This is a genomic window from Paenibacillus sp. 7516, assembly GCF_002272715.1.
Classification (GTDB): Bacteria; Bacillota; Bacilli; order Paenibacillales; family Paenibacillaceae; genus Paenibacillus; species Paenibacillus illinoisensis_A.
The window spans coordinates 39039-57437 of the sequence record NZ_NPBI01000017.1; the positions used below are offsets into that span (position 1 = coordinate 39039).

The 18399-nt window shown below is 45.6% G+C and carries 24 protein-coding genes; 20 read left to right on the forward strand and 4 right to left on the reverse strand.

Annotated elements, in window-relative coordinates:
- The first annotated feature begins 114 nt into the window (after positions 1-114).
- From CHI14_RS15545 to CHI14_RS15555, 3 genes are all read left to right on the forward strand, one after another.
- On the forward strand, positions 115-666 hold the full coding sequence (locus CHI14_RS15545) for an NUDIX hydrolase (protein ID WP_249281133.1): 552 nt from the start codon (positions 115-117) through the stop codon (positions 664-666).
- A gap of 43 nt (positions 667-709) precedes the next feature.
- Complete coding sequence (locus tag CHI14_RS15550; RefSeq protein WP_095289421.1) at positions 710-1222, forward strand: DUF4275 family protein; 513 nt, start codon at positions 710-712, stop codon at positions 1220-1222.
- 77 nt (positions 1223-1299) lie between these two features.
- The gene (locus tag CHI14_RS15555; protein WP_095289422.1) at positions 1300-1593 is read left to right on the forward strand and encodes an RNA polymerase alpha subunit C-terminal domain-containing protein; all 294 of its coding nucleotides are present in this window, start codon (positions 1300-1302) and stop codon (positions 1591-1593) included.
- 21 nt (positions 1594-1614) lie between these two features.
- Here the strand turns inward: CHI14_RS15555 and CHI14_RS15560 are convergent, their stop codons facing one another.
- On the reverse strand, positions 1615-2553 hold the full coding sequence (locus CHI14_RS15560) for a hypothetical protein (protein WP_095289423.1): 939 nt from the start codon (positions 2551-2553) through the stop codon (positions 1615-1617).
- Between the two features lie 417 nt (positions 2554-2970).
- Between CHI14_RS15560 and CHI14_RS15565 the strand changes: the two genes are divergently transcribed.
- From CHI14_RS15565 to CHI14_RS15590, 6 genes are all read left to right on the forward strand, one after another.
- A complete protein-coding gene (locus CHI14_RS15565) occupies positions 2971-3579 on the forward strand; it encodes a histidine phosphatase family protein (protein WP_095289424.1) in 609 nt (202 codons plus the stop codon).
- Positions 3580-3659: 80 nt separating this feature from the next.
- Positions 3660-4316, forward strand: coding sequence for a pyridoxine/pyridoxamine 5'-phosphate oxidase (locus tag CHI14_RS15570; RefSeq protein ID WP_095289425.1), 657 nt, complete (start codon positions 3660-3662; stop codon positions 4314-4316).
- A gap of 77 nt (positions 4317-4393) precedes the next feature.
- Positions 4394-4963 carry a GNAT family N-acetyltransferase gene (locus tag CHI14_RS15575; RefSeq protein WP_095289426.1) on the forward strand — a complete coding sequence of 190 codons (570 nt, stop codon included), beginning with the start codon at positions 4394-4396 and terminating at the stop codon, positions 4961-4963.
- Between the two features lie 230 nt (positions 4964-5193).
- The gene (locus tag CHI14_RS15580; protein ID WP_095289465.1) at positions 5194-6150 is read left to right on the forward strand and encodes a radical SAM protein; all 957 of its coding nucleotides are present in this window, start codon (positions 5194-5196) and stop codon (positions 6148-6150) included.
- Between the two features lie 243 nt (positions 6151-6393).
- The gene (locus CHI14_RS15585; protein ID WP_249281134.1) at positions 6394-7386 is read left to right on the forward strand and encodes a phosphodiester glycosidase family protein; all 993 of its coding nucleotides are present in this window, start codon (positions 6394-6396) and stop codon (positions 7384-7386) included.
- Positions 7387-7388: 2 nt separating this feature from the next.
- Positions 7389-8405 (forward strand): bifunctional glycosyltransferase family 2/GtrA family protein, encoded by a 1017-nt coding sequence (locus CHI14_RS15590; RefSeq protein ID WP_095289427.1) that lies wholly within the window; start codon positions 7389-7391, stop codon positions 8403-8405.
- Between the two features lie 151 nt (positions 8406-8556).
- Here CHI14_RS15590 and CHI14_RS15595 read toward each other — a convergent pair whose 3' ends face one another.
- The 3 genes from CHI14_RS15595 to CHI14_RS15605 are packed head-to-tail and all read right to left on the reverse strand — an operon-like array spanning position 8557 to position 11432.
- The gene (locus CHI14_RS15595) at positions 8557-10014 is read right to left on the reverse strand and encodes a PTS transporter subunit EIIC (protein WP_095289428.1); all 1458 of its coding nucleotides are present in this window, start codon (positions 10012-10014) and stop codon (positions 8557-8559) included.
- Between the two features lie 30 nt (positions 10015-10044).
- A complete protein-coding gene (locus tag CHI14_RS15600) occupies positions 10045-10551 on the reverse strand; it encodes a PTS sugar transporter subunit IIA (RefSeq protein WP_095289429.1) in 507 nt (168 codons plus the stop codon).
- Positions 10548-11432, reverse strand: a complete 885-nt coding sequence (locus CHI14_RS15605) for a PRD domain-containing protein (RefSeq protein WP_249281135.1) — start codon at positions 11430-11432, stop codon at positions 10548-10550. Before CHI14_RS15605 ends, CHI14_RS15600 begins: the two co-directional genes overlap by 4 nt.
- Before the next feature lie 376 nt (positions 11433-11808).
- Between CHI14_RS15605 and CHI14_RS15610 the strand changes: the two genes are divergently transcribed.
- The 11 genes from CHI14_RS15610 to CHI14_RS15660 all read left to right on the forward strand — a co-directional run bounded on the left by CHI14_RS15610 (position 11809) and on the right by CHI14_RS15660 (position 18384).
- Positions 11809-12519 (forward strand): AAA family ATPase, encoded by a 711-nt coding sequence (locus CHI14_RS15610; RefSeq protein ID WP_095289430.1) that lies wholly within the window; start codon positions 11809-11811, stop codon positions 12517-12519.
- 44 nt (positions 12520-12563) lie between these two features.
- On the forward strand, positions 12564-13523 hold the full coding sequence (locus CHI14_RS15615) for a translation factor GTPase family protein (protein WP_212676999.1): 960 nt from the start codon (positions 12564-12566) through the stop codon (positions 13521-13523).
- A gap of 14 nt (positions 13524-13537) precedes the next feature.
- The gene (locus tag CHI14_RS15620) at positions 13538-14020 is read left to right on the forward strand and encodes a DinB family protein (protein ID WP_095289432.1); all 483 of its coding nucleotides are present in this window, start codon (positions 13538-13540) and stop codon (positions 14018-14020) included.
- A 120-nt stretch (positions 14021-14140) separates the two neighbouring features.
- Positions 14141-14629 (forward strand): cysteine hydrolase family protein, encoded by a 489-nt coding sequence (locus tag CHI14_RS15625; protein ID WP_095289433.1) that lies wholly within the window; start codon positions 14141-14143, stop codon positions 14627-14629.
- Between the two features lie 192 nt (positions 14630-14821).
- A complete protein-coding gene (locus CHI14_RS15630) occupies positions 14822-15337 on the forward strand; it encodes a hypothetical protein (protein WP_095289434.1) in 516 nt (171 codons plus the stop codon).
- 50 nt (positions 15338-15387) lie between these two features.
- On the forward strand, positions 15388-15849 hold the full coding sequence (locus tag CHI14_RS15635) for an NUDIX domain-containing protein (protein ID WP_095289435.1): 462 nt from the start codon (positions 15388-15390) through the stop codon (positions 15847-15849).
- 32 nt (positions 15850-15881) lie between these two features.
- Entirely contained in the window at positions 15882-16523 is a 642-nt protein-coding gene (locus tag CHI14_RS15640) for a hypothetical protein (protein WP_095289436.1), read from the forward strand.
- An 11-nt stretch (positions 16524-16534) separates the two neighbouring features.
- Positions 16535-16834 carry a hypothetical protein gene (locus tag CHI14_RS15645; RefSeq protein ID WP_095289437.1) on the forward strand — a complete coding sequence of 100 codons (300 nt, stop codon included), beginning with the start codon at positions 16535-16537 and terminating at the stop codon, positions 16832-16834.
- 52 nt (positions 16835-16886) lie between these two features.
- Positions 16887-17369 (forward strand): GNAT family N-acetyltransferase, encoded by a 483-nt coding sequence (locus tag CHI14_RS15650; RefSeq protein ID WP_095289438.1) that lies wholly within the window; start codon positions 16887-16889, stop codon positions 17367-17369.
- A gap of 61 nt (positions 17370-17430) precedes the next feature.
- Entirely contained in the window at positions 17431-17832 is a 402-nt protein-coding gene (locus CHI14_RS15655; protein WP_095289439.1) for a hypothetical protein, read from the forward strand.
- A 42-nt stretch (positions 17833-17874) separates the two neighbouring features.
- Entirely contained in the window at positions 17875-18384 is a 510-nt protein-coding gene (locus CHI14_RS15660) for a hypothetical protein (RefSeq protein ID WP_095289440.1), read from the forward strand.
- Positions 18385-18399 lie beyond the last annotated feature (15 nt).

An 18399-nucleotide genomic window follows, 5' to 3' on the forward strand; every position in this document is an offset into this window, starting at 1 on the left:
TGAGAAGGTCACCTATTCCATGAGGGAAGGTGGCCTTTTTTCTATCCTTTCATCTATAATTGGAGAAAGAATGATGTGGAAGATTTTACTTTATCCAGAGAGGGGCTGATGCGGATGCAAAGCTTAAATATTGAACATTTTCCGGCACTGAGTGCCTCCATTCATTGGGGGACGGTGTCAGCGGAGTTCAGGATGAACGATATCGTGGATGAAGTGCTGGTGAGCAACGTGAGTATTATCCCGTTCGTCGGGAAGAAGTGCGTTGTGTTTCAACTGGATAATGGCAGATGGGAGCTGCCGGGAGGAACATTGGAACCTGGAGAGAGATATTCGGATGCATTAAAGCGTGAAGTGATGGAAGAGTTGGGTGCGGAGCTGAAGTCCTATCAGATATTCGGTCAGTTCTATTGCACATCCGGCGCCACTGAACCGTATCGACCACATATTCCGCATCCTCATTTTGTGAGAGTGATTGGATATGGAGATGTTGAACTTGTAGGTGATCCGCTGAATCCGGTGGATGGAGAGCAGGTTGTTGCCGTAGAGCTTGTAGAGATTACTGAAGCTATTCGAAGATTCCAGGAGCAGAATAGACATGATATTGCGGAGATGTATCAATTGGCATATGTATTGCGGGAAGAAGATAAACGTAAGGAACAGGTATGATGTCCAAGTTCCACATCCTAATTAATTCTAAACGGAGGTCAACATGATTCGGGAACAGATCGATAAGATGTTAGACGTTTTGCCTGAAAGTGAACTGAATGTGGCGTACTCGCGGATCGAGCTTGTATATCGTAAATATATGTTTGAGCAAAATCTGGAGAATAAGGGCGTTCAGGTGACGGAGCTGTGTGAGGAATCGGAGGGCATTACTCGGCAGTGGGATGAGGTATTTGCCGGCAATCTGGATGACGAGGCAAAAGAAGCGATCTACTACAGCGAATATAAATGGCATATGTTTAGTTATAAGATACAAGCGTGCTTAACGGGCGATTCAGCACGAGATGCGTTTGATGCCGAGCTCAAAAATGACTTATATGTTATGTATCAACATACGCCGTTCATCCAGGTCTATGAGAATGCGAATGCAGTCGTTGCAGCGGACTTCGATTCTGAACAAGATATCTATATCTTTGACCAGGAGTTTACCTGGACCTACGTACATACGCACGAAGACATGTGTGGGCCTTATTTTTATAAAATTAGTCCATTAAAGTAACATTACTCAGCAGAATGGATTAGTTGGTGTTGAATTACTTACTGATAATCTACTAAAGTCAGGAGGAGAGATCTCATATGACAAACGACAAAGGAACACGAAGAACATGTGAACATGGACATTCGTATTACAAAAAAAGTGACTGCCCAACTTGTCCGATCTGCGAATCTGAACGTAAACCGAAAGAAGGATTCCTGGCCTTATTATCTGCTCCTGCCAGACGTGCCTTAGAAAATGAAGGGATTACAACGTTGGCTGAACTTTCGAAGTATACCGAGAAAGAAATCCTGAAGCTTCACGGCATAGGGCCGTCTGCGATCCCCAAACTTAGACAAGCACTGGAGGAAGAGGGTCTGTCCTTTGCGAGATAACCCTCTCCACTCCAATGACCACTAATCCAGACGGGAAACTAATTCCTCGATCGTCAACTGGTACAATACATTCCCTTCACTTAGGAGCAGTCGCTGCTCGCGAAAATCCTGCCGTGCCTGCTTGAATGGGTTATTGGCTTCGTTAACCAATTCAATCTTTTGCCCCTTCGTCAGCCGTCCTGGCTTATCCATTTTTTTGAGAACAAACGTCCCGTGTTTACCGTATCCGGCATCGAACAAAAAGTGATAACCATCCGTACTGAATCCGGAAGAACCTGATATGTTCGGTTTCACAAACGTGACCTTGGAATCCACAGTCCCCCCTGAGATACAACCCAGTTCGAAATCGGTGTAATAATAAAACCATACCTGATCCTCATTCACGACATTAAGTGCGTAACAGTCGGCGATATCAGCTGCGCGGTTTTCATAGAGTTTGTTACCTTGCTCATCCCAGGCCAGCAGACCGCAGGAACCAATTGGATCGCTCCATCCGTAATTACCGAATATGCCTTCATCAAAGTAACTGGTCCAGATCGTTCCATTCGCTGTCACCTGGACACTCTGAATCCCGTCCCCTAACAGAAAATCCCGAATTGGCTTTCCATTCATATCACACACTCTGGCATTCAGGTCATACTGATCATTACCATAGTAGGTACAGCGCGCACCGACAAGCAAAAGATGATCATGCAGCGGCTGTACATAATGATAATTGTAGGTTTGTCTCCAGATCACGACCTCTTCTACATGTTTCTCAGATACAATCAGAACTTTGTAGGTGTAGGTTTGATTTAAATGGGTCTTAACGAACATGTCCTGTTTTCTCTTCGGCACTTGATTTATTAGCAGAACGTACACCTTCCCATCGGCACCCCACTGCGTGGAAACGATCTCGAAGCCATCCATATATGCTGAGAGATCAGCAAAAGGCATAAGTTTTATGTTTTGTTTGGACATATCCTTGTCCTCCTTCATTCCGTTATGCAGAGTCTGCATCTGCACTTGATGGGTAAAGTATGACGTACAAATGAAGGGCTGAACATGGCATAAGTATAGCGAAGAGGTCTTCTTTTGCCTCTACATTGTGGACTAATGAATGGTTGATATGCTGTATCGGTATATTTACATTTATAGTATAATAAGGATTTATATCAAATTTATGTGATACACAAGAATGAGAGTGACAGATTAGGCGTATCAAGAGAGACGCGAAGTCTACATAGAATTACGAGAAGAAGTATACAAGGGACAAGGGTCTAAGTTGAAGGCGTAGAACTTGTAGTGAACTTCAGGGAAGTCACAGAGCTTGGGGCCAACGAGGGAAAAGTAATCTGGCGAAATATTTTAACGTGAACAGGTTAAGGAGGAATAGCCTTGAAGATCTTTCTGGTAAGACACGGCGCGGATGACGAAGGGTATCGAGGTGGATGGAGCCAGCGAGGGCTCACGGAACAAGGGATCATTCAATCAGAACAACTAGGTAATTATCTGCAGCATCATGCTGAGCAGTATGATATCCATACGATTATAAGTAGTGATCTTCCTCGTGCAGTACAGACGGCTAGGGAGGTTGAGAAGAAATTAAATATTCCGGGCAGCTTTGTGAAAGATTGGCGAGAGATGAATAATGGTTATTTGGCGGGCATGCTCCATGAGGAGGCTGAAATGAATTACCCAGGAGTTTATTTCAATGCTCTTGAAATGGATTTTCCTTTTCCAGGAGGAGAAAGTCCACGGAATTTTTATAACAGAATCTGTGCATCTTTCGATACACTCTGCAGAGACATGGAGGAGCAAAAGATAAAGTCCAATGTTCTGTTGATTACGCACGGCGGAGTGATTAATATCCTCTATTACCTGCTCGATAAGCGGGAATGGAGCAATAAATCCAGCTTTCATCCGATTGATCATACCAGTATGCACACGATTGAAAAGAATGTGAACGGTTGGAGATTGAGCAGCATGAATATGGTGAGCCATTAGGATTGAATTTGGTTCAGAGGAGTTTCCAGTACATTACAATTGCGCTACAATGGAATGAATTGGAAGGTGGGAGTGATCATATGAGCGGTGAACCGAGTGAATTGTTACGAAGTTTGCAGGCATTGTCTGGGCCGTTTCCTCCGTGGGACATAAATCATTTACCAGATCGTCCTGGTGAGTTATTTTTGGACTGGTTGCAAGTGGCGATCACGGCCAAGGTGAAGGAACCTCATGCCATGACAATTTCAACCGTAGATCAAGATGGCTATCCGGATGCGCGCGTATTGATTTTGAAAAATGTCATAAATGAGGCGTTTTACTTTGCATCCAGTTCCGAGAGTCGGAAAGGAAGGCAGTTGGAGGTTAACCCGCACGTGGCACTGACATTTTATTGGCCTGCGCTCGGGAGACAGATTCGTATAAGGGGTACAGCCGCGGATATGGGAAATGAAGCAGGAGCAGATGACTTCCGGAAGCGCTCGGCTGGAGCCAGAGCGGTTGCCATGACAGGGTGCCAGAGTCAGGAATTGGAGAGCGAGGAAGTATTGGATAGCTCCATTGAAGCTCAGAAGGAACGGATTCAACGTGACCCGGATGTTGTTTCGCCCCATTGGCGGTTATATGCTGTGAATGCTCGAGAAGTGGAGTTTTGGCAGGGGGATTCGGGGCGGAAGCATACTCGAATTCGGTACGAGCTGCAAGACGGGCAGTGGAAGCAGCACAGATTGTGGCCATGATTTTTATATTGAAAGAACGTACATGATAACCGAACTTTAGTATGTTTTTTAATCTAATATTCTAGGGAGAGACGTGTATGAATACGATTGAAAGCTATTTTGACCCATTTCCCGTATTGGAAACCGAACGCACCTTGCTTCGCCCTCTCACCTACGATGATCTGGACGATATGTACAGCTATTGCTCGGTTCCTGCCGTTGCCGAATTCACTACGTGGGAAGCTCACCAGAGCAAGGAGGATACCAAGGGTTTTATCGATTTTGTCATGAACCGTTATGAGGCGGACAAGCTCGGGCCATGGGGGATTGAGGATAAACAGTCCAAAAGGCTGATTGGCAGCTGCAATTATTTAGGCTGTGATAGCAATAGTATGAGAGTAGAATTGGGCTATGTGTTGTCGGACCAGTATTGGAATCAGGGCATTATGACAGAAGTAGTAAGCAAGATCATCCAATTTGGATTCGAGGAAGTAGGATTGGAGCGAATTCAAGCCAGATGTATGGTGGATAATACAGGTTCGGCCAAGGTAATGGAGAAGGTAGGCATGAAGTTCGAGGGTGTTTTGCGAAATTATATGAAGGTGAAGAATGAGCTTCGGGACTTGAAGATGTACTCCATTCTAAAAGAAGATTTCCATTCGATATAGTACATGATGTGTTTGAGAGAGGCAGCTTCCCAAGGGCAAGGCATCATATTTTATATCATCTAATTCAAATGCTTGTACGAATCTTACCCACTCCCGATGATCGGAGAGATGGGTTTTATTTTTTTTTAACATACTCAGCGTACATAATGTCATATCCGAACACTGTATGCTTCCGCTATAATATCCAGGTTGTAATCACATGGGATCAGGGAACCAGGAGGTATATGGAATTGACCGCAAAAAATAGATATAAATCACTCGAGCTGGAAACACCCGGTGTATACGAGCTGGAGGGACTGGAAGTCGGAGTGACTTCCAATTGCAATTACAAGTGTGACTATTGCTGTGCCTATAACCGGGACGATGGACAATGTATTAATGCACAGGAAGTTATTCGGATCATCGGTGAGCTCCCAAGGTTGAAACGCGTGCGTTTGTCCGGGGGAGAAGTAACCCTCAAGTATCAGGATTGTCTGGATATTGTAACGTACTGTGCAGCTCATGGAATTGATACGCAATTGAATACAAACGCCAGTTTACTGACGGAAGAGCGAATTCATGCGTTACGTGCTGCAGGGTTGTCCAATATTCATATTTCGTTCAACTATACCGATGCGAATGCCTATTCCGCCTATTATCGTGTTCATCCCCGCATGTATGAGAGGCTGGAGCGGAATATCCGGTTGTGTACAGAAGCTGGACTGGAAACGGTGCTGGAAACCCTGCTGTTTGAGGGAACACAGGCGAATATGCTGGCCATTAGCCAAAAGATCTATGATCTTGGTGTACGGATTCACGAGATTCAGAACAGTATCGTGATGTCGCACAGCGATTGGAGCAGCATTGTTTCCAGGGAATCGCTTGTTCGATCCGTAAATGAGCTGATTAAACACAAAAAGAAAGACACCACCTTATACTTCACCTGTATGGATCGCTTTGCTGATTTGTTGGGGCTACACGAGCAGCCAGGGGTGTACTTTTCCAATTGTGTGGACGGGACGAAACAGCTGCATTTGCATGGCAACGGAGACATTCTCATCTGTGAGCTGTGTCATCCGGTTGTGATCGGCAACATCTATCAAGGTACATCATTGAGCGAAATTTATGCCAAGCAGCCGCCCGCATTAGCGGATTTTCTGGAGAAGCGGCCATGTCCTGCGTACGATGCACTATTTGCAGCAGAGTAGGTGAAGACAGGAGATGAATCTATCGGGTCTCATGATTAAAAGGAGTCTGGTCACATTCTTGTTTATGCCAACCATAAGTTAAAATCGCTCATAAATGTATCAATTTGTTTGAAGGTTATCTACCCCCCCTAAAAGGGAGGAGGTGACCTTCTTTTTTTGCCTTTGGATAGGTTTCAGATTCATTTAAGCTATCCCGCCTATCATGGCTTTAAGAACTTAGATGATGAAGAGGTGGCTTCAATGATGAGAATGTATGATAAACCCAATCCGAAAGATCCACATAGAAAAGCAATCCCGAATAAAAGGCGTAAATGGCTCATTGCCACGCTTGTTGTTATTTTTGGAATCGGCGGAATTGTCTACAGTTTGGCTGACCGTTACCTGATCCGGCATGTGGAAGTGGTCGTGGCGGATGATAACGCGTCGGCCACTAGCAGCAGTACAAATGATACGTCAACCGCAGCGGCAGAGGTCAACGCAACCTCAGATGACTGGAACTATTCCAGTGACGATATGCAGGTGAACATCGAGAAGGTGCAGACCGGCTCCGGTGCAGATCAAATTACGTATTACGTTGCAGATGTACAGATGACGGACGCAAGCAGCCTGAAATCGGCTTTGGCGGATAACAGCTTCGGCACCAATATTACGGAGAACACCTCAGAGATTGCAGCAGCGAACAACGCGATATTCGCCATTAATGGTGATTACTACGGTTTTCGTAGTGATGGCGTAATTATTCGCAACGGTACGGTATACCGGGATGATCCGGTTCGTGATGCGATGGCACTGTTTGCTGATGGGACGATGAAGACGTATAACGAAACGGAGGTTTCCTCTTCGGAGCTGCTGGCCGAAGGTGCGACCAATACACTGTCGTTTGGACCCATTCTGATTCAGGACGGGGAGATCGTAAGTGATTTTAGCAGTGTAAAAATCGATAATAACTTCGGTAATCGTTCCATTCAGGATGCGAATCCGAGAACGGCCATCGGTATGATTGCCCCGAATCATTATGTATTTGTTGTCGTGGACGGACGGCAGGATGACAGCCGGGGGATGACGCTGGCAGAGCTCGCGGATGTAATGAAGGGCCTAGGAGCAACAGAGGCCTATAACCTTGACGGCGGTGGTTCATCCACAATGTATTTCATGGGCAGAGTCGTGAATAATCCTCTGGGTAGAAATCAGGAACGCGGCGTAAGTGACATCCTTTACCTCAAGGAGGGACAATGATCATGACCATATTAATACCATCCTACGAACCGGATGTTCGTTTGTTAAATCTAATTTTGCAATTACAGACGTTTCAACTGGGGCCAATTGTGATTGTGGATGATGGCAGCGGCCAGGAATTCCGAGGGATTTTCGAGACAGCTGAGGCGTATGGCTGCACCGTGCTGACTCATCCGGTGAATCTCGGCAAGGGACGAGCACTGAAGACAGGCTTCCAATACATCAAGGAATTCGGACCACAAGGTGGGGTCGTCTGTGCAGACAGTGACGGTCAGCATCTACCGCATGATATCCGGCGTATCTTCGATGTGCTGCTGGAGCAAACCACACCAGGTATTGTACTCGGAAGCCGCCGCTTCAGCGGTACGATTCCTGCACGCAGTCGTTTTGGTAATACCGTCACACGAGCGGTCTTCGCTCTCACTACGGGGACCAAAGTATATGATACACAGACCGGTCTGCGTGGTTTTCCCTATTCGATGCTGGACTGGTTATGTCAGATCCCGGGGGATCGTTTTGAGTATGAGATGAACATGTTATTAACCGCACGCAAAGAGGGATACGAAATCACCGAGGAGTTTATTGACACGGTATATCTGGATCATAACAAATCCTCTCATTTTCGCCCGCTGGTAGACTCGTTCCGCATTTATATGCCGATTCTCATGTTCAGTACATCATCGGTACTGTCCGCGCTGATTGATTTTGGACTGCTGTTCGTCATCCAGTATTTCACGCATAATCTATTTCTGTCGGTTGTCACAGCAAGGTTATGCAGTTCCATTTTTAACTACACGATCAACCGGAAGTATGTATTTTCGGCCGGCGGAAGAACGTCGAAGGTACGTCAGTCTTTGCCCAAATACTTCTCTTTGGTCATTCTGGTGCTCTTATTGAACTATGGCCTGCTATATTTCTATAACGAAAAACTGATCATTCCCTTGATCGCAGCCAAGGTATTGACGGAAGTATCTGTTTTCCTGTTCAGTTATTGGGCACAGCGAAGATTTGTCTATTAACACAGAGAGAGTGAGCGTATAGCTTGCTCTCTTTTTTTCAATCAAAACCGTTTCAAAAGAATATTCTGCGCTTCTTGGTAAACAAAAAAAGGTCGAGAACAGGGTAGCATACCCTTGTTCTCGACCTTATAAACTCATAGGAGGACGAGCGTTACATCAGCCTCTTAATCTCATCCTTCAGGATTTCGGACTGAGTGCCAAAGATGACCTGCACAGCTCCGCCACCGAGCCTCATGACGCCGGAAGCGCCAAGCTGTTTGAGCGCCTGGTCGTTGACGGCTTTGTCGTCCCTAACAACTAGCCGGAGGCGAGTGATGCAGGCGTCGATGCTCTCGATATTGTCTGCGCCACCGATCTCCGCGAGCACTTTGCCAGCCTTGGTGTCGGCAGACGCCGCTGTCACGGCCGAAGCATTAGTGGGGGCATCGGCATCATTAGCGTCATCCTCGCGTCCCGGCGTTTTCAGGTTAAACTTGACAATCATGAACCGGAAAAGGAAATAATAGACGACCGCAAATGCGAGTCCGACCGGGATCATGAGCAGCGGATTGGTCGACAGCTTCATATTCACGAGGTAATCGATCAGACCTGCCGAGAAGGCGAAGCCCAGCTTAACATCCAGCAGGTACATGATCAGGGCCGCTGCACCGGTAAGAATAGCATGTACCACGTACAGCAGAGGCGCCGCGAACATGAAGGAGAACTCGAGCGGCTCGGTAATACCCGTTAAGAACGAAGCCACCGCTGCGCCGATAAAGATCGAAGCGACCATTTTGCGCTTTTCAGGCCGAGCTGTATGAATCAAGGCAAGCGCCGCCGCCGGAAGCGCGAACATCATAATCGGGAAGAAGCCGGACATGAACATGCCTGCCGCAGGGTCTCCGTTGAAGAAGCGGGTCAGGTCGCCGTGCACGACTTCCCCGGCTGCATTGGTATAATCTCCGATTTGGAACCAGGCGATGGAGTTGAGGACATGATGCAGACCGAGCGGGATAAGCAGGCGGTTGGCGATCATGAACACCATGGAGCCAACGCCGCCAAAGCCTACAATCCAGGCGCCGAAAGCGCCGATGGCATCCTGAATCGGGCTCCAGATCATGCCGAAGAGGATGGCCAACACCAGCATGGAGCCGGCGGTGACCATCGGCACAAAGCGTTTGCCGGAGAAGAAGCCGAGCCAGTCAGGAAGCTTGATATTATGGTATTTTTTATACATATAGGCTGCAAGCAGTCCGGCAAATATCCCGCCTAATACGCCCATATCCAGCTTAACATCGTCAGGAATATAGCCGAATACACCTGGAACGACTCCCAGAATCCGCGTCAGCACCATATAAGCGATCAGGGCAGAAAGCGCGGCGACCGCATCCCCCGCCAGTCCGATTGCCACCCCAATGGCGAAGATGAGCGCAAGGTTGCCGAAGATCGCCCCCGCTCCCTCATTCAGGAATGGAACTACATACTGATTAAGAAATCCCCCGATCACGGGACCGAGCGGAATGTCCTTTTCATAATTAAGAAGACCGAGGCCTTGAAGAATTCCTGCCGCAGGCAGGGTTGCTACAGGAAGCATCAGGGATCTTCCCAGCTTTTGCAGTGCTTTGAGCATATTGTTCTTCCTTTCTTTTTTTGATTTAGGTTATTTGGACAAGCTGACTTTCATGATAGTTCCCATGCCTGCTTCTACGCGGCCATACTCCGGGTACGACTCCCATTGCTGTTCAGCCGCATTCGCAACGATGACAGGGGTGATGACTGGATAACCGGCCGAAGCGATCGCATTCAGGTCAAATTCAATCAGGGTCTGACCGATAGTGACCTGATCCCCGGTCTGAACTAGTGGGGTGAAGCCCTGTCCTTGCAGGCTGACAGTATTCATACCGATATGCAGCAGCAGCTGAAGCCCGGAAGCATGCTCAATCATTATGGCATGGTGCGATTTGATCAGGTGCACCACAGTGCCGTCGATAGGGGCGACCAGCCTGCCCTCCTGGGGAATCACTGCAACTCCCGGTCCCATAAGTCCTTGCGCGAACGCTTCGTCAGGCACTTCTTCCAAACTGACACAGGTTCCGGTGAGCGGGGAGGCGACGGATATTGTTTCAGATGTTTTGGCAGATTTGTTGTTTTTCCATTTCCAGATCATTGTGTGTTGTCCTTTCTGTTGTTGGTTTTGGCATGGGTTTGAAAAAGCCGATATAAATGCATGGCGAGAAAAGCCGTTTCTTCTTCGGGTACCTCTGTACCCAAATCCTCGGCCATAACAGCGCTCAGTTTTTTGGCCAGCTGGTATTCGGACGGATATTCATTTTTCACATATTGTGCGAAGGTGGGGGCCGTCATCGGCTGCTGATACAGGCGTTCCATGGAGAAGCGCAGGTGTATCATGAGTCTTGCCTGGCTAAGGCTGCCCTGGTCAAAGCGAACGCCACCCTCCTCTTCAATAATGGACTGAAGCTTGCTGATCACATTGGATACCTTAACCAGCTGTCCGACAGGGACGTGATTTACGGAGGAGTACACATGGTATGTCAGGAACCCGGCCTCATCCTCCGGTACCTCTACGCCAAAGGCCTCTCCGATCATGGCCGCCGCTTCAGAGGCGATTTCGAATTCCTTCGGAAAACTGAGCTTGGTCTCCGTAAGGAAAGGATTCAGAATCTCCATCCCGTTACGGATACGATATAAGGTGAACTGAATATGACTCGGAAGAGCGAGGTAGATCTTGTCATTCAGCTTGCCGGGAAACTGATCAGCGATGAGACGAATAATCCGGTCAGAGATGTCGATGACATTTGGGTCTAAGTCCTTCATCAGCTCCTGCGCCTGCCCCCACTCCTCCCGGTCTTCCAGCCGGAACCTTTTCTCAATTCGCGGATCATCGGCCTGGATGGTGCTTTCCACTTTGAATGCAAATCCCAACCCTTTGCCGATCAGCACGTACTCCTTGGTATTCTGGTGCGACCGGGCCAGAACAATATTGCTGCCGACGACCCGCTCTACCTGCAGCATCATTTCTTTACTCAAGGTTCACCGCCTCCTTGTTTCTAAAGTTAACGCTTTCATTTCAGACCTCCGGAACGCAAAAAGAGCCAAGAAGCGAATATAGTCTCAGGTTCGCTTCTTGGCTCATGCCCTCTGGGGTGGTAACACGCCAATTCATTATATATTTTATGCAGAACGTTCTTCGTACATAATATAGAACCTGATCTGTCACCGTCAACCATAATTTTTGTCATCCATCTGTTCGTCGTTTAATATAGGGAATGTGTAAACGAAAAGGAGCCTGCCGTATTGGATAAAAAAGGAGCCATAATCACCATTTAAGGTGCAGTGAGCCTAACCCGTTGTTGATCACGTTCAGGTAGATGGAGCCAAATCTTACAAGAATAGGAGTGTGCCTATGTATCTTAGAAGTGTGGAGCTCATGATGGATAAGGTCGAGAATCGCAAGAAGTATCCGTTTGATATCCCAGCCATAGAATCCTTGAAGCGGTTGGAATTCAGTAATAATATTACTTTTTTTGTCGGTGAAAATGGATCTGGCAAATCCACTCTGCTGGAGGGAATCGCTCATCAATGTGGATTCAATGCAGCCGGAGGCGGTAGGAATAACGTCTTTGAGATGCATGCTTCGGAATCTTCATTAGGGGATTATCTGCGACTCGCCTGGATGCCAAAGATTACGAATGGTTTTTTTATGCGATCTGAATCCTTCTATCAATTTGCCTCACATGTCGATGAGATGGGTTCTCTTGAATACTATGGCGGGCGTTCGCTGCATGAGCAATCTCATGGAGAGTCCTTTCTTAATCTGTTTGTGAACCGCTTCAGATCGAAAGGCATCTACCTGCTGGATGAGCCCGAAGCCGCACTGTCTCCTGCCAGACAGCTATCCTTGCTGCGCATTCTTCATGACCTTTCCGGGACATCCCAATTCATTATTGCAACCCATTCCCCCATATTGCTGGGCTATCCCGACGCTGATATATTGAATTTTGATGATAGCTGCATTCAGAAAATGGCTTATGAAGATACGGAGCATTATCAGATCACGCGAAGCTTTTTGGAGAATCGCCATCGCATGCTGGACGAGCTGTTCAAGGATTATTGAAGGAAGTGATTCAGATGTGTGCAATCAATCTGTCTGATCTATATATGACGGTCACCATTCAGCAACTAAAATCAAAAGAAGAGGCTAAGGAAATATTGCTGGCTTTGAAAAAGTTTGCAGAAGAAGGTTTGAATTTTGTGGTATACACCCGCGATACTCGGAAGGAGATCATTATTGCTGGCAAGGGCGAGAAAGATCTCCATGAATTGATATCACGTTTTAGAGACGAATACGATTTGGAAATAGACGCTTTAGAACCGCAAGTTCTTTACAAGACATCGATACAAGAAACAGCTCAATCCGAAGGAAGGTACATAAGACACTCGGGAGGGATTCATCAATATGGTCATTGTTGGATTAAGCTTGAACCCAAATCCAGAGATGGCGGTTTCGAGTTCACAAATGATATTGTCCATAATCATGTAATTCCTCATGAGTATATTCCTTCTATCAGGAACGGAATCGAAGAAATGATGGTTAGAGGTATACTTGGCCATTTTCCGGTGGTAGATGTAAAAGTAACACTGTTGGATGGATCGTTTCATTCATTCGATTCTAAAGGAATGTCGTTTAAAATTGCTGCGGCTTTGGCATTCCGTGATGGCTTTGAACGAGCAAACCCTATACTTCTCGAGCCTATAATGAGAGTGTCCGTGACGACAATGAAATGTGAGATTTCGGATCACTTGTCAGTATTAACTTTACTTAGAGCACGTAATATTAATGTTAATTCCGAAGATGGAAAAAACGTAATTGAAGCAGAAATCCCTTTGAAATCTTGGTTGAGTTTCAGCAAACAAAGTCACGAATTTAATGTAGTAATGGATATTAATGTGATTGAGTTTGGATATTACGACGAAGTTCCTGAGTATCTTTACGAATCAATAATTCAGGAATCGAACTTGGAAGGGGCCAATTATACGGATTTATTTCGCTGGGAGAAGTGGGGCAAGGATAATGAGGAAAGGTATTTAAACGATTTTGTAGAGACGTTTTGGAACTAGGAGGAGAGTTAATCATGAGTTTCAAATTGGTATTGCTGGACCAACTGGCTGCCTGTCATCATGATAAGAGCTGGTTTATACCGCTGGATGAGATGTTACGAGATGTAACCGCTTCTCAGGCTGCATGGACGAATGATGAAGGTCAATCCATCTGGAGGCTGGTGCATCATCTGATATTCTGGAATGAGAGATGGTTGGATCGTTTTATCCAAGGTGAAGTAAGAATGGATCATCATATAAACAATGATGAAACGTTCTATGTGGACCCTTCCCGCGTTAGCGAAGAGGAGTGGCAGAAGAGTATTGAACGAGTCGGATCTACGTTTGTTCAATGGATTCAGGCCGTACAAGAAAGTGATGATGCAAAACTGGCACTGACCATCCCTTCTTATTTCAATGCTCCGTGGTGGAACGTCATATCTAATGTGAGCATTCACAATGCGTATCATATTGGGCAAATTATGATGCTGAAAAAGAAAGTCATAGCCTCAGCATAACAATAAGTTGCAGCAGATATAGAGGAGTCCCGCCTACAATAATTGAATACATATATTGGGAGCATTCTTCATTTAGAAGCACCAATAAGGCAGTAAATCAAAATTTCAAGGAGTGTTCGGATGAAAATAGGTTTTCTAATCGTGGATATGCAAGAGAGTATTGTGCGAGGTCGAGTGGAACAAAAAGGTATAGACCACGCTTGTGAGTATATCAACCATGTTGCAGATGTGCTTCGTTCGAGTGATCATGTGGTGGTCCATGTGCAAGATGTCGAAGGTATGGAAGGATCTTCTCCGGAGGAATATCGGATTATTTCCGAGGTGAATGTCGATGAGAAGGATCTCACCGTTACCAAAGAAAGTTCCAATGCATTCTGGCAGACAGAGCTGGAGCCCATATTGAAAAGTCATGGTGTTGAGCTCGTGATCATTTCCGGTTTTGCCGCAGAGGAGTGTGTTCTATTCACTTATAATGGAGCGATGGAGCGAGGATTCAGACCCGTTATGCTGCAAAATGGGATTCTCAGCACACATCAGGAAGCAGTGACTTCTACCTACAGAGATCGGAATGTAATTTCATATCCTGTGGTAGACTATCTAATCCAATAAATGAGAATATCCATGGATGCGACGAGGTCGTATCCATTTTTGCTATACCTTGCTGAACCATCAGACAGGATAGGGTTTTTGATTGGATTGATACTTCATATTACATCTGGAAAAGGGCAAGAAGTTTACGGACATATGGATCTTCGCATTTTCCAAAACATGGGTTATGATGGGTGGATAGGAAGCTAAGAGATGAAATTGAAGAGGTTGGGAGATGCATATATGCCGATGATTCATGACTTTGTTATTGAGAATAAATCGGATGTAAATGAGGATGTTTATACTTCTTATTCATGGGATAGAAACGGAAAAATACATAAAAACGGACTCACGCGAAACAACCAGGCCCACCTGGACGACAACTTCATTTCATTTATACATGATTCACTCCAATGGTTAGAGACCACGAATCCATCCACCGGTGAGAAGTCAAGGGGACTGAACAATTACGGCATTACAGTGATTGAAGATCAACAAGTATTGCAGAGGCTTTATCAGATCTTGAATGCATGGATAGATCTATTCGGTTCAGCACCTGATTCAATCATACTCAGAGGGAATTTCTGTGTTGATGTTGGGGATAGGAAAGGGTACTACGAGAAATTAGTGTATAACAAATCTGACTTGATAACTGAATTAAAAAAGCTTGCCAGTATGGCAGTACATGCTGCTGAACATGGAAAGTGTATTGTGCATTTTGGAATATAGGATTAGAGTGTTCATCTCTTTTTCAATTGACGAGTGAAGGAGCAACGGAGATGACAAGTCGAATTGTGGTTACAGGCGGGGCCATTATCAGAGATGATCGTGGGAGAATTCTGCTGCAGCGTAGATCTGATTATGGAGACTGGGGATTGCCTGGTGGGGGTATGGAGCCCGGAGAGCGTATCGAAGAAACCATGATCAGAGAAGTGAAGGAAGAGACTGGTCTGGATGTGATTTCGTATGAACTGGCTTCCATCTACACGGGGGAGAGAATGAAGTATACCTATCCGGATGGCAATGAGGTCGTATTTGTCATGTTCCTGTTTAACGCCAGAGTTAATTTAGACGGAAAACTAGCTGAGGATGGGCGAACACTATGTTTTGAAGACCAGAATAACGAATCGTTGCAATTAACGTTTACAAGTTTGGATGAAATCGAGATCGATACGATTAATAAGGTGCAGAAGCCGGCTATTATAGATTTGATTCAAGAGAAGCAGGGAATTCTGCGTTAAGGAAAATCGAATAACAAAATGGAGTGATACTTATGCCTTGGCCCATGGTACATTTTGCGGTTGCATCTGAAATCCGTTCTAATCCATCCCCGGAATTCTTGCTGGGAAGTCTGGCTCCTGATTCAATTCACGTGAGAAGTGATGTGCGCAGTGAGAAGGCAAAAACACATCTAATGATCGAAGAAGGCAGATTCGCAACAGATGAAGAGCTTCGGACGTTTTGGGAGTCCCATAGGCAGCAGGCGGAACTTGATCCTGCATTCTGGCAGTATTTGTGCGGATACATCGCCCATATTTATACGGACCGTGTGTGGACCTTTGATATCTACCCTGCATATGAAGAACATCCTGATGGCAGGAAGCGGTATACGCAGGAGGTAACGAAGCTGGAGTTTATGATTTTGCGGAATCGTTCTGGGGCTCATGAGCTGCTGAATAAACTGAATGCAGGAAAGGCCTATGATTTGGGTGGTTTGCTTGAACAAGAGGTAGTTCAGTACAGGAAAGTGAAAGTGGATTTCTTGAGTAATCCTGCGCATGAGCCCGCGGAAGATTTGAGCATTTTATCTATGGACGTTCTAGAACATTTCATTCATACAACTGCTCTAAGACTAAAACAATTGTTTGCGGAATGGAACGTATTTGAAGATTTACACACCAAAACCTCAAGCTAGGGAGTGCTTTGTTGAAGGTATATAAGAAAGAAGTCCGTAAAATGACGGTCAATGAGGTTTTATTCCTCTATGTTGTGGATGAGCAAGCCTACGATATAATTATCCGTATATATTCGAATGCGTTTAAATCTACCTTCGTAGAGTTTGTGGTCCCTTGGGAAGAATCATGGGATATTTTACTCTATGAGCCCAAGCTGATTTCCAAACTCGTTCAATATGCGATAAACCAAGGATGGGACTTCCATCAGAGAAATAATCAAATGAAATTCGACAACGCGACAAGTATCATAAGAGTATGGATGGCAGAGTAGAGTAGATCCATTAGGAAAGTGTTGCTCTATATAAAAAATGAGGTGACTGCATATGCACCAATTGATTCGCCTTACCGAATATCACGAGAGATATGATGAAGCATTGGCCAATTTTTCGCTGACCGGAGAGCAGTTCTCCTTTACTGCATTGCCTGCAGAAGTGATCGAGGAGGCCATCTCCAACCCGGATAAGGTTCCCATTGTGATTTTAAAAGAGGAAACACCGGTGGGCTTCTTTATTTTACATAAAAAATCGGAATACGCCGAAGGAAAGAAATATTCGAATGCAATCTTAATAAGAGCATTATCCATTACGTTGGAACATCAGGGGAGAGGGTACGCACGGGCTGCCATGCAGGTCATTGGTCCATTGCTTCAGCAGATTGAGCCAGGGACGAAGGAAGTCATCCTCGCTGTAAATGAACAGAATGTTGCAGCCCAGAGCCTGTATTTGAAGGAGGGGTTTCGTGACACGGGCATTCGCAGGATAGGAGCACATGGTCTCCAGTTCGTTTTTCATAAAAGAATGGATTAACAGAATCATAGATAACCAAGTCTGTAGTCTGTACAAGAGATGATCCTGGGAGGTCACATGGATGTATGCTGTCATTGCCAATGTTATCGAAGACAACCAACTCCGGACAGGAGCCAAGGTATATATTTTATACTGTCATGGTATGGATGAACGTTCATTAGTCTATGGTATGGCCAAAGGCGGGAAGAGAATCGAGAAGTATATTTCCTACAAAAAATTAAAGAAATTTAGATCACAGTGGGTTCCTGAGCATATCAGACATCGGGTGCAATGGTCGTATGAACACCGGGCAGATGCGGATCACAGAGCTCAAACGCTGGATTTTATGTGGACGAACGTCAGGGCATTTAATTCCGCCGGTGACCTAATTAAGGAAGGCCTGTCGCAAAACGAAGTGTATCAAACGTATAGTCACATAAAGTTTATTGAGCAGAAGATTACGCTTGTCGAAAGGAAGAAATAACGCGGTGCTTAATCAATAGGTTAGAGAAGAGAGGAGAATGTTATGCGAGCCAAAATCAAACACGCAGACTTGGGTTCATCGCAGCTTAGCTGGTTCAGTGTCCAGCCGATGCTCATTTCAGTTCGAGGTAAAGATGTTGCAGCCAAAACAGAGATGTACCACCAGTTAAATGAAGGGCAACAAGCGCTATTCTTGTTCTACTCCTATCATAACCATACGAAAAGTCTGGCGGAGTTTTACTGGTTCTCGGCTTACAATATCATGGAGATGAAGAGCTGGAGCGGCATTCGAAATGGAATGCGTTTTTTTAACCAGAATGAGATGGTTGCTCTGCTGAACAACATTGAGCGTGTGATTATAGATAAAAATAGAGTCGGAGATCAGTGGCGTGAGGTTACGCCAACAGATCTGCAGCAAGATCCCAACCTGTATCAATTAATTGAGGACTTGTTCAATCAATATCGTGCTCAAGCTGAGGAAGTGATCGTGAGTATAAATAAGGAGATTCTGCAACATCAGGAGATGTATTTTGAAATTGAGGGTGAAGGGTAAGGGGACTGTAAATTG

What these genes read in the sequence shown, in the direction of transcription:
- CHI14_RS15625 (WP_095289433.1), top strand. Translation starts at nt 14,141, where the DNA reads ATGAAAATAGGTTTTCTAATCGTGGATATGCAAGAGAGTATTGTGCGA.
- CHI14_RS15655 (WP_095289439.1), top strand. Translation starts at nt 17,431, where the DNA reads ATGTATGCTGTCATTGCCAATGTTATCGAAGACAACCAACTCCGGACA.
- CHI14_RS15620 (WP_095289432.1), top strand. Translation starts at nt 13,538, where the DNA reads ATGAGTTTCAAATTGGTATTGCTGGACCAACTGGCTGCCTGTCATCAT.
- CHI14_RS15555 (WP_095289422.1), top strand. Translation starts at nt 1,300, where the DNA reads ATGACAAACGACAAAGGAACACGAAGAACATGTGAACATGGACATTCG.
- CHI14_RS15615 (WP_212676999.1), top strand. Translation starts at nt 12,564, where the DNA reads ATGACGGTCACCATTCAGCAACTAAAATCAAAAGAAGAGGCTAAGGAA.
- CHI14_RS15550 (WP_095289421.1), top strand. Translation starts at nt 710, where the DNA reads ATGATTCGGGAACAGATCGATAAGATGTTAGACGTTTTGCCTGAAAGT.
- CHI14_RS15635 (WP_095289435.1), top strand. Translation starts at nt 15,388, where the DNA reads ATGACAAGTCGAATTGTGGTTACAGGCGGGGCCATTATCAGAGATGAT.
- CHI14_RS15600 (WP_095289429.1), bottom strand. Translation starts at nt 10,551, where the DNA reads ATGATCTGGAAATGGAAAAACAACAAATCTGCCAAAACATCTGAAACA.
- CHI14_RS15570 (WP_095289425.1), top strand. Translation starts at nt 3,660, where the DNA reads ATGAGCGGTGAACCGAGTGAATTGTTACGAAGTTTGCAGGCATTGTCT.
- CHI14_RS15610 (WP_095289430.1), top strand. Translation starts at nt 11,809, where the DNA reads ATGTATCTTAGAAGTGTGGAGCTCATGATGGATAAGGTCGAGAATCGC.
- CHI14_RS15545 (WP_249281133.1), top strand. Translation starts at nt 115, where the DNA reads ATGCAAAGCTTAAATATTGAACATTTTCCGGCACTGAGTGCCTCCATT.
- CHI14_RS15590 (WP_095289427.1), top strand. Translation starts at nt 7,389, where the DNA reads ATGACCATATTAATACCATCCTACGAACCGGATGTTCGTTTGTTAAAT.
- CHI14_RS15560 (WP_095289423.1), bottom strand. Translation starts at nt 2,553, where the DNA reads ATGTCCAAACAAAACATAAAACTTATGCCTTTTGCTGATCTCTCAGCA.
- CHI14_RS15595 (WP_095289428.1), bottom strand. Translation starts at nt 10,014, where the DNA reads ATGCTCAAAGCACTGCAAAAGCTGGGAAGATCCCTGATGCTTCCTGTA.
- CHI14_RS15650 (WP_095289438.1), top strand. Translation starts at nt 16,887, where the DNA reads ATGCACCAATTGATTCGCCTTACCGAATATCACGAGAGATATGATGAA.
- CHI14_RS15585 (WP_249281134.1), top strand. Translation starts at nt 6,394, where the DNA reads ATGAGAATGTATGATAAACCCAATCCGAAAGATCCACATAGAAAAGCA.
- CHI14_RS15660 (WP_095289440.1), top strand. Translation starts at nt 17,875, where the DNA reads ATGCGAGCCAAAATCAAACACGCAGACTTGGGTTCATCGCAGCTTAGC.
- CHI14_RS15575 (WP_095289426.1), top strand. Translation starts at nt 4,394, where the DNA reads ATGAATACGATTGAAAGCTATTTTGACCCATTTCCCGTATTGGAAACC.
- CHI14_RS15640 (WP_095289436.1), top strand. Translation starts at nt 15,882, where the DNA reads ATGCCTTGGCCCATGGTACATTTTGCGGTTGCATCTGAAATCCGTTCT.
- CHI14_RS15630 (WP_095289434.1), top strand. Translation starts at nt 14,822, where the DNA reads ATGAAATTGAAGAGGTTGGGAGATGCATATATGCCGATGATTCATGAC.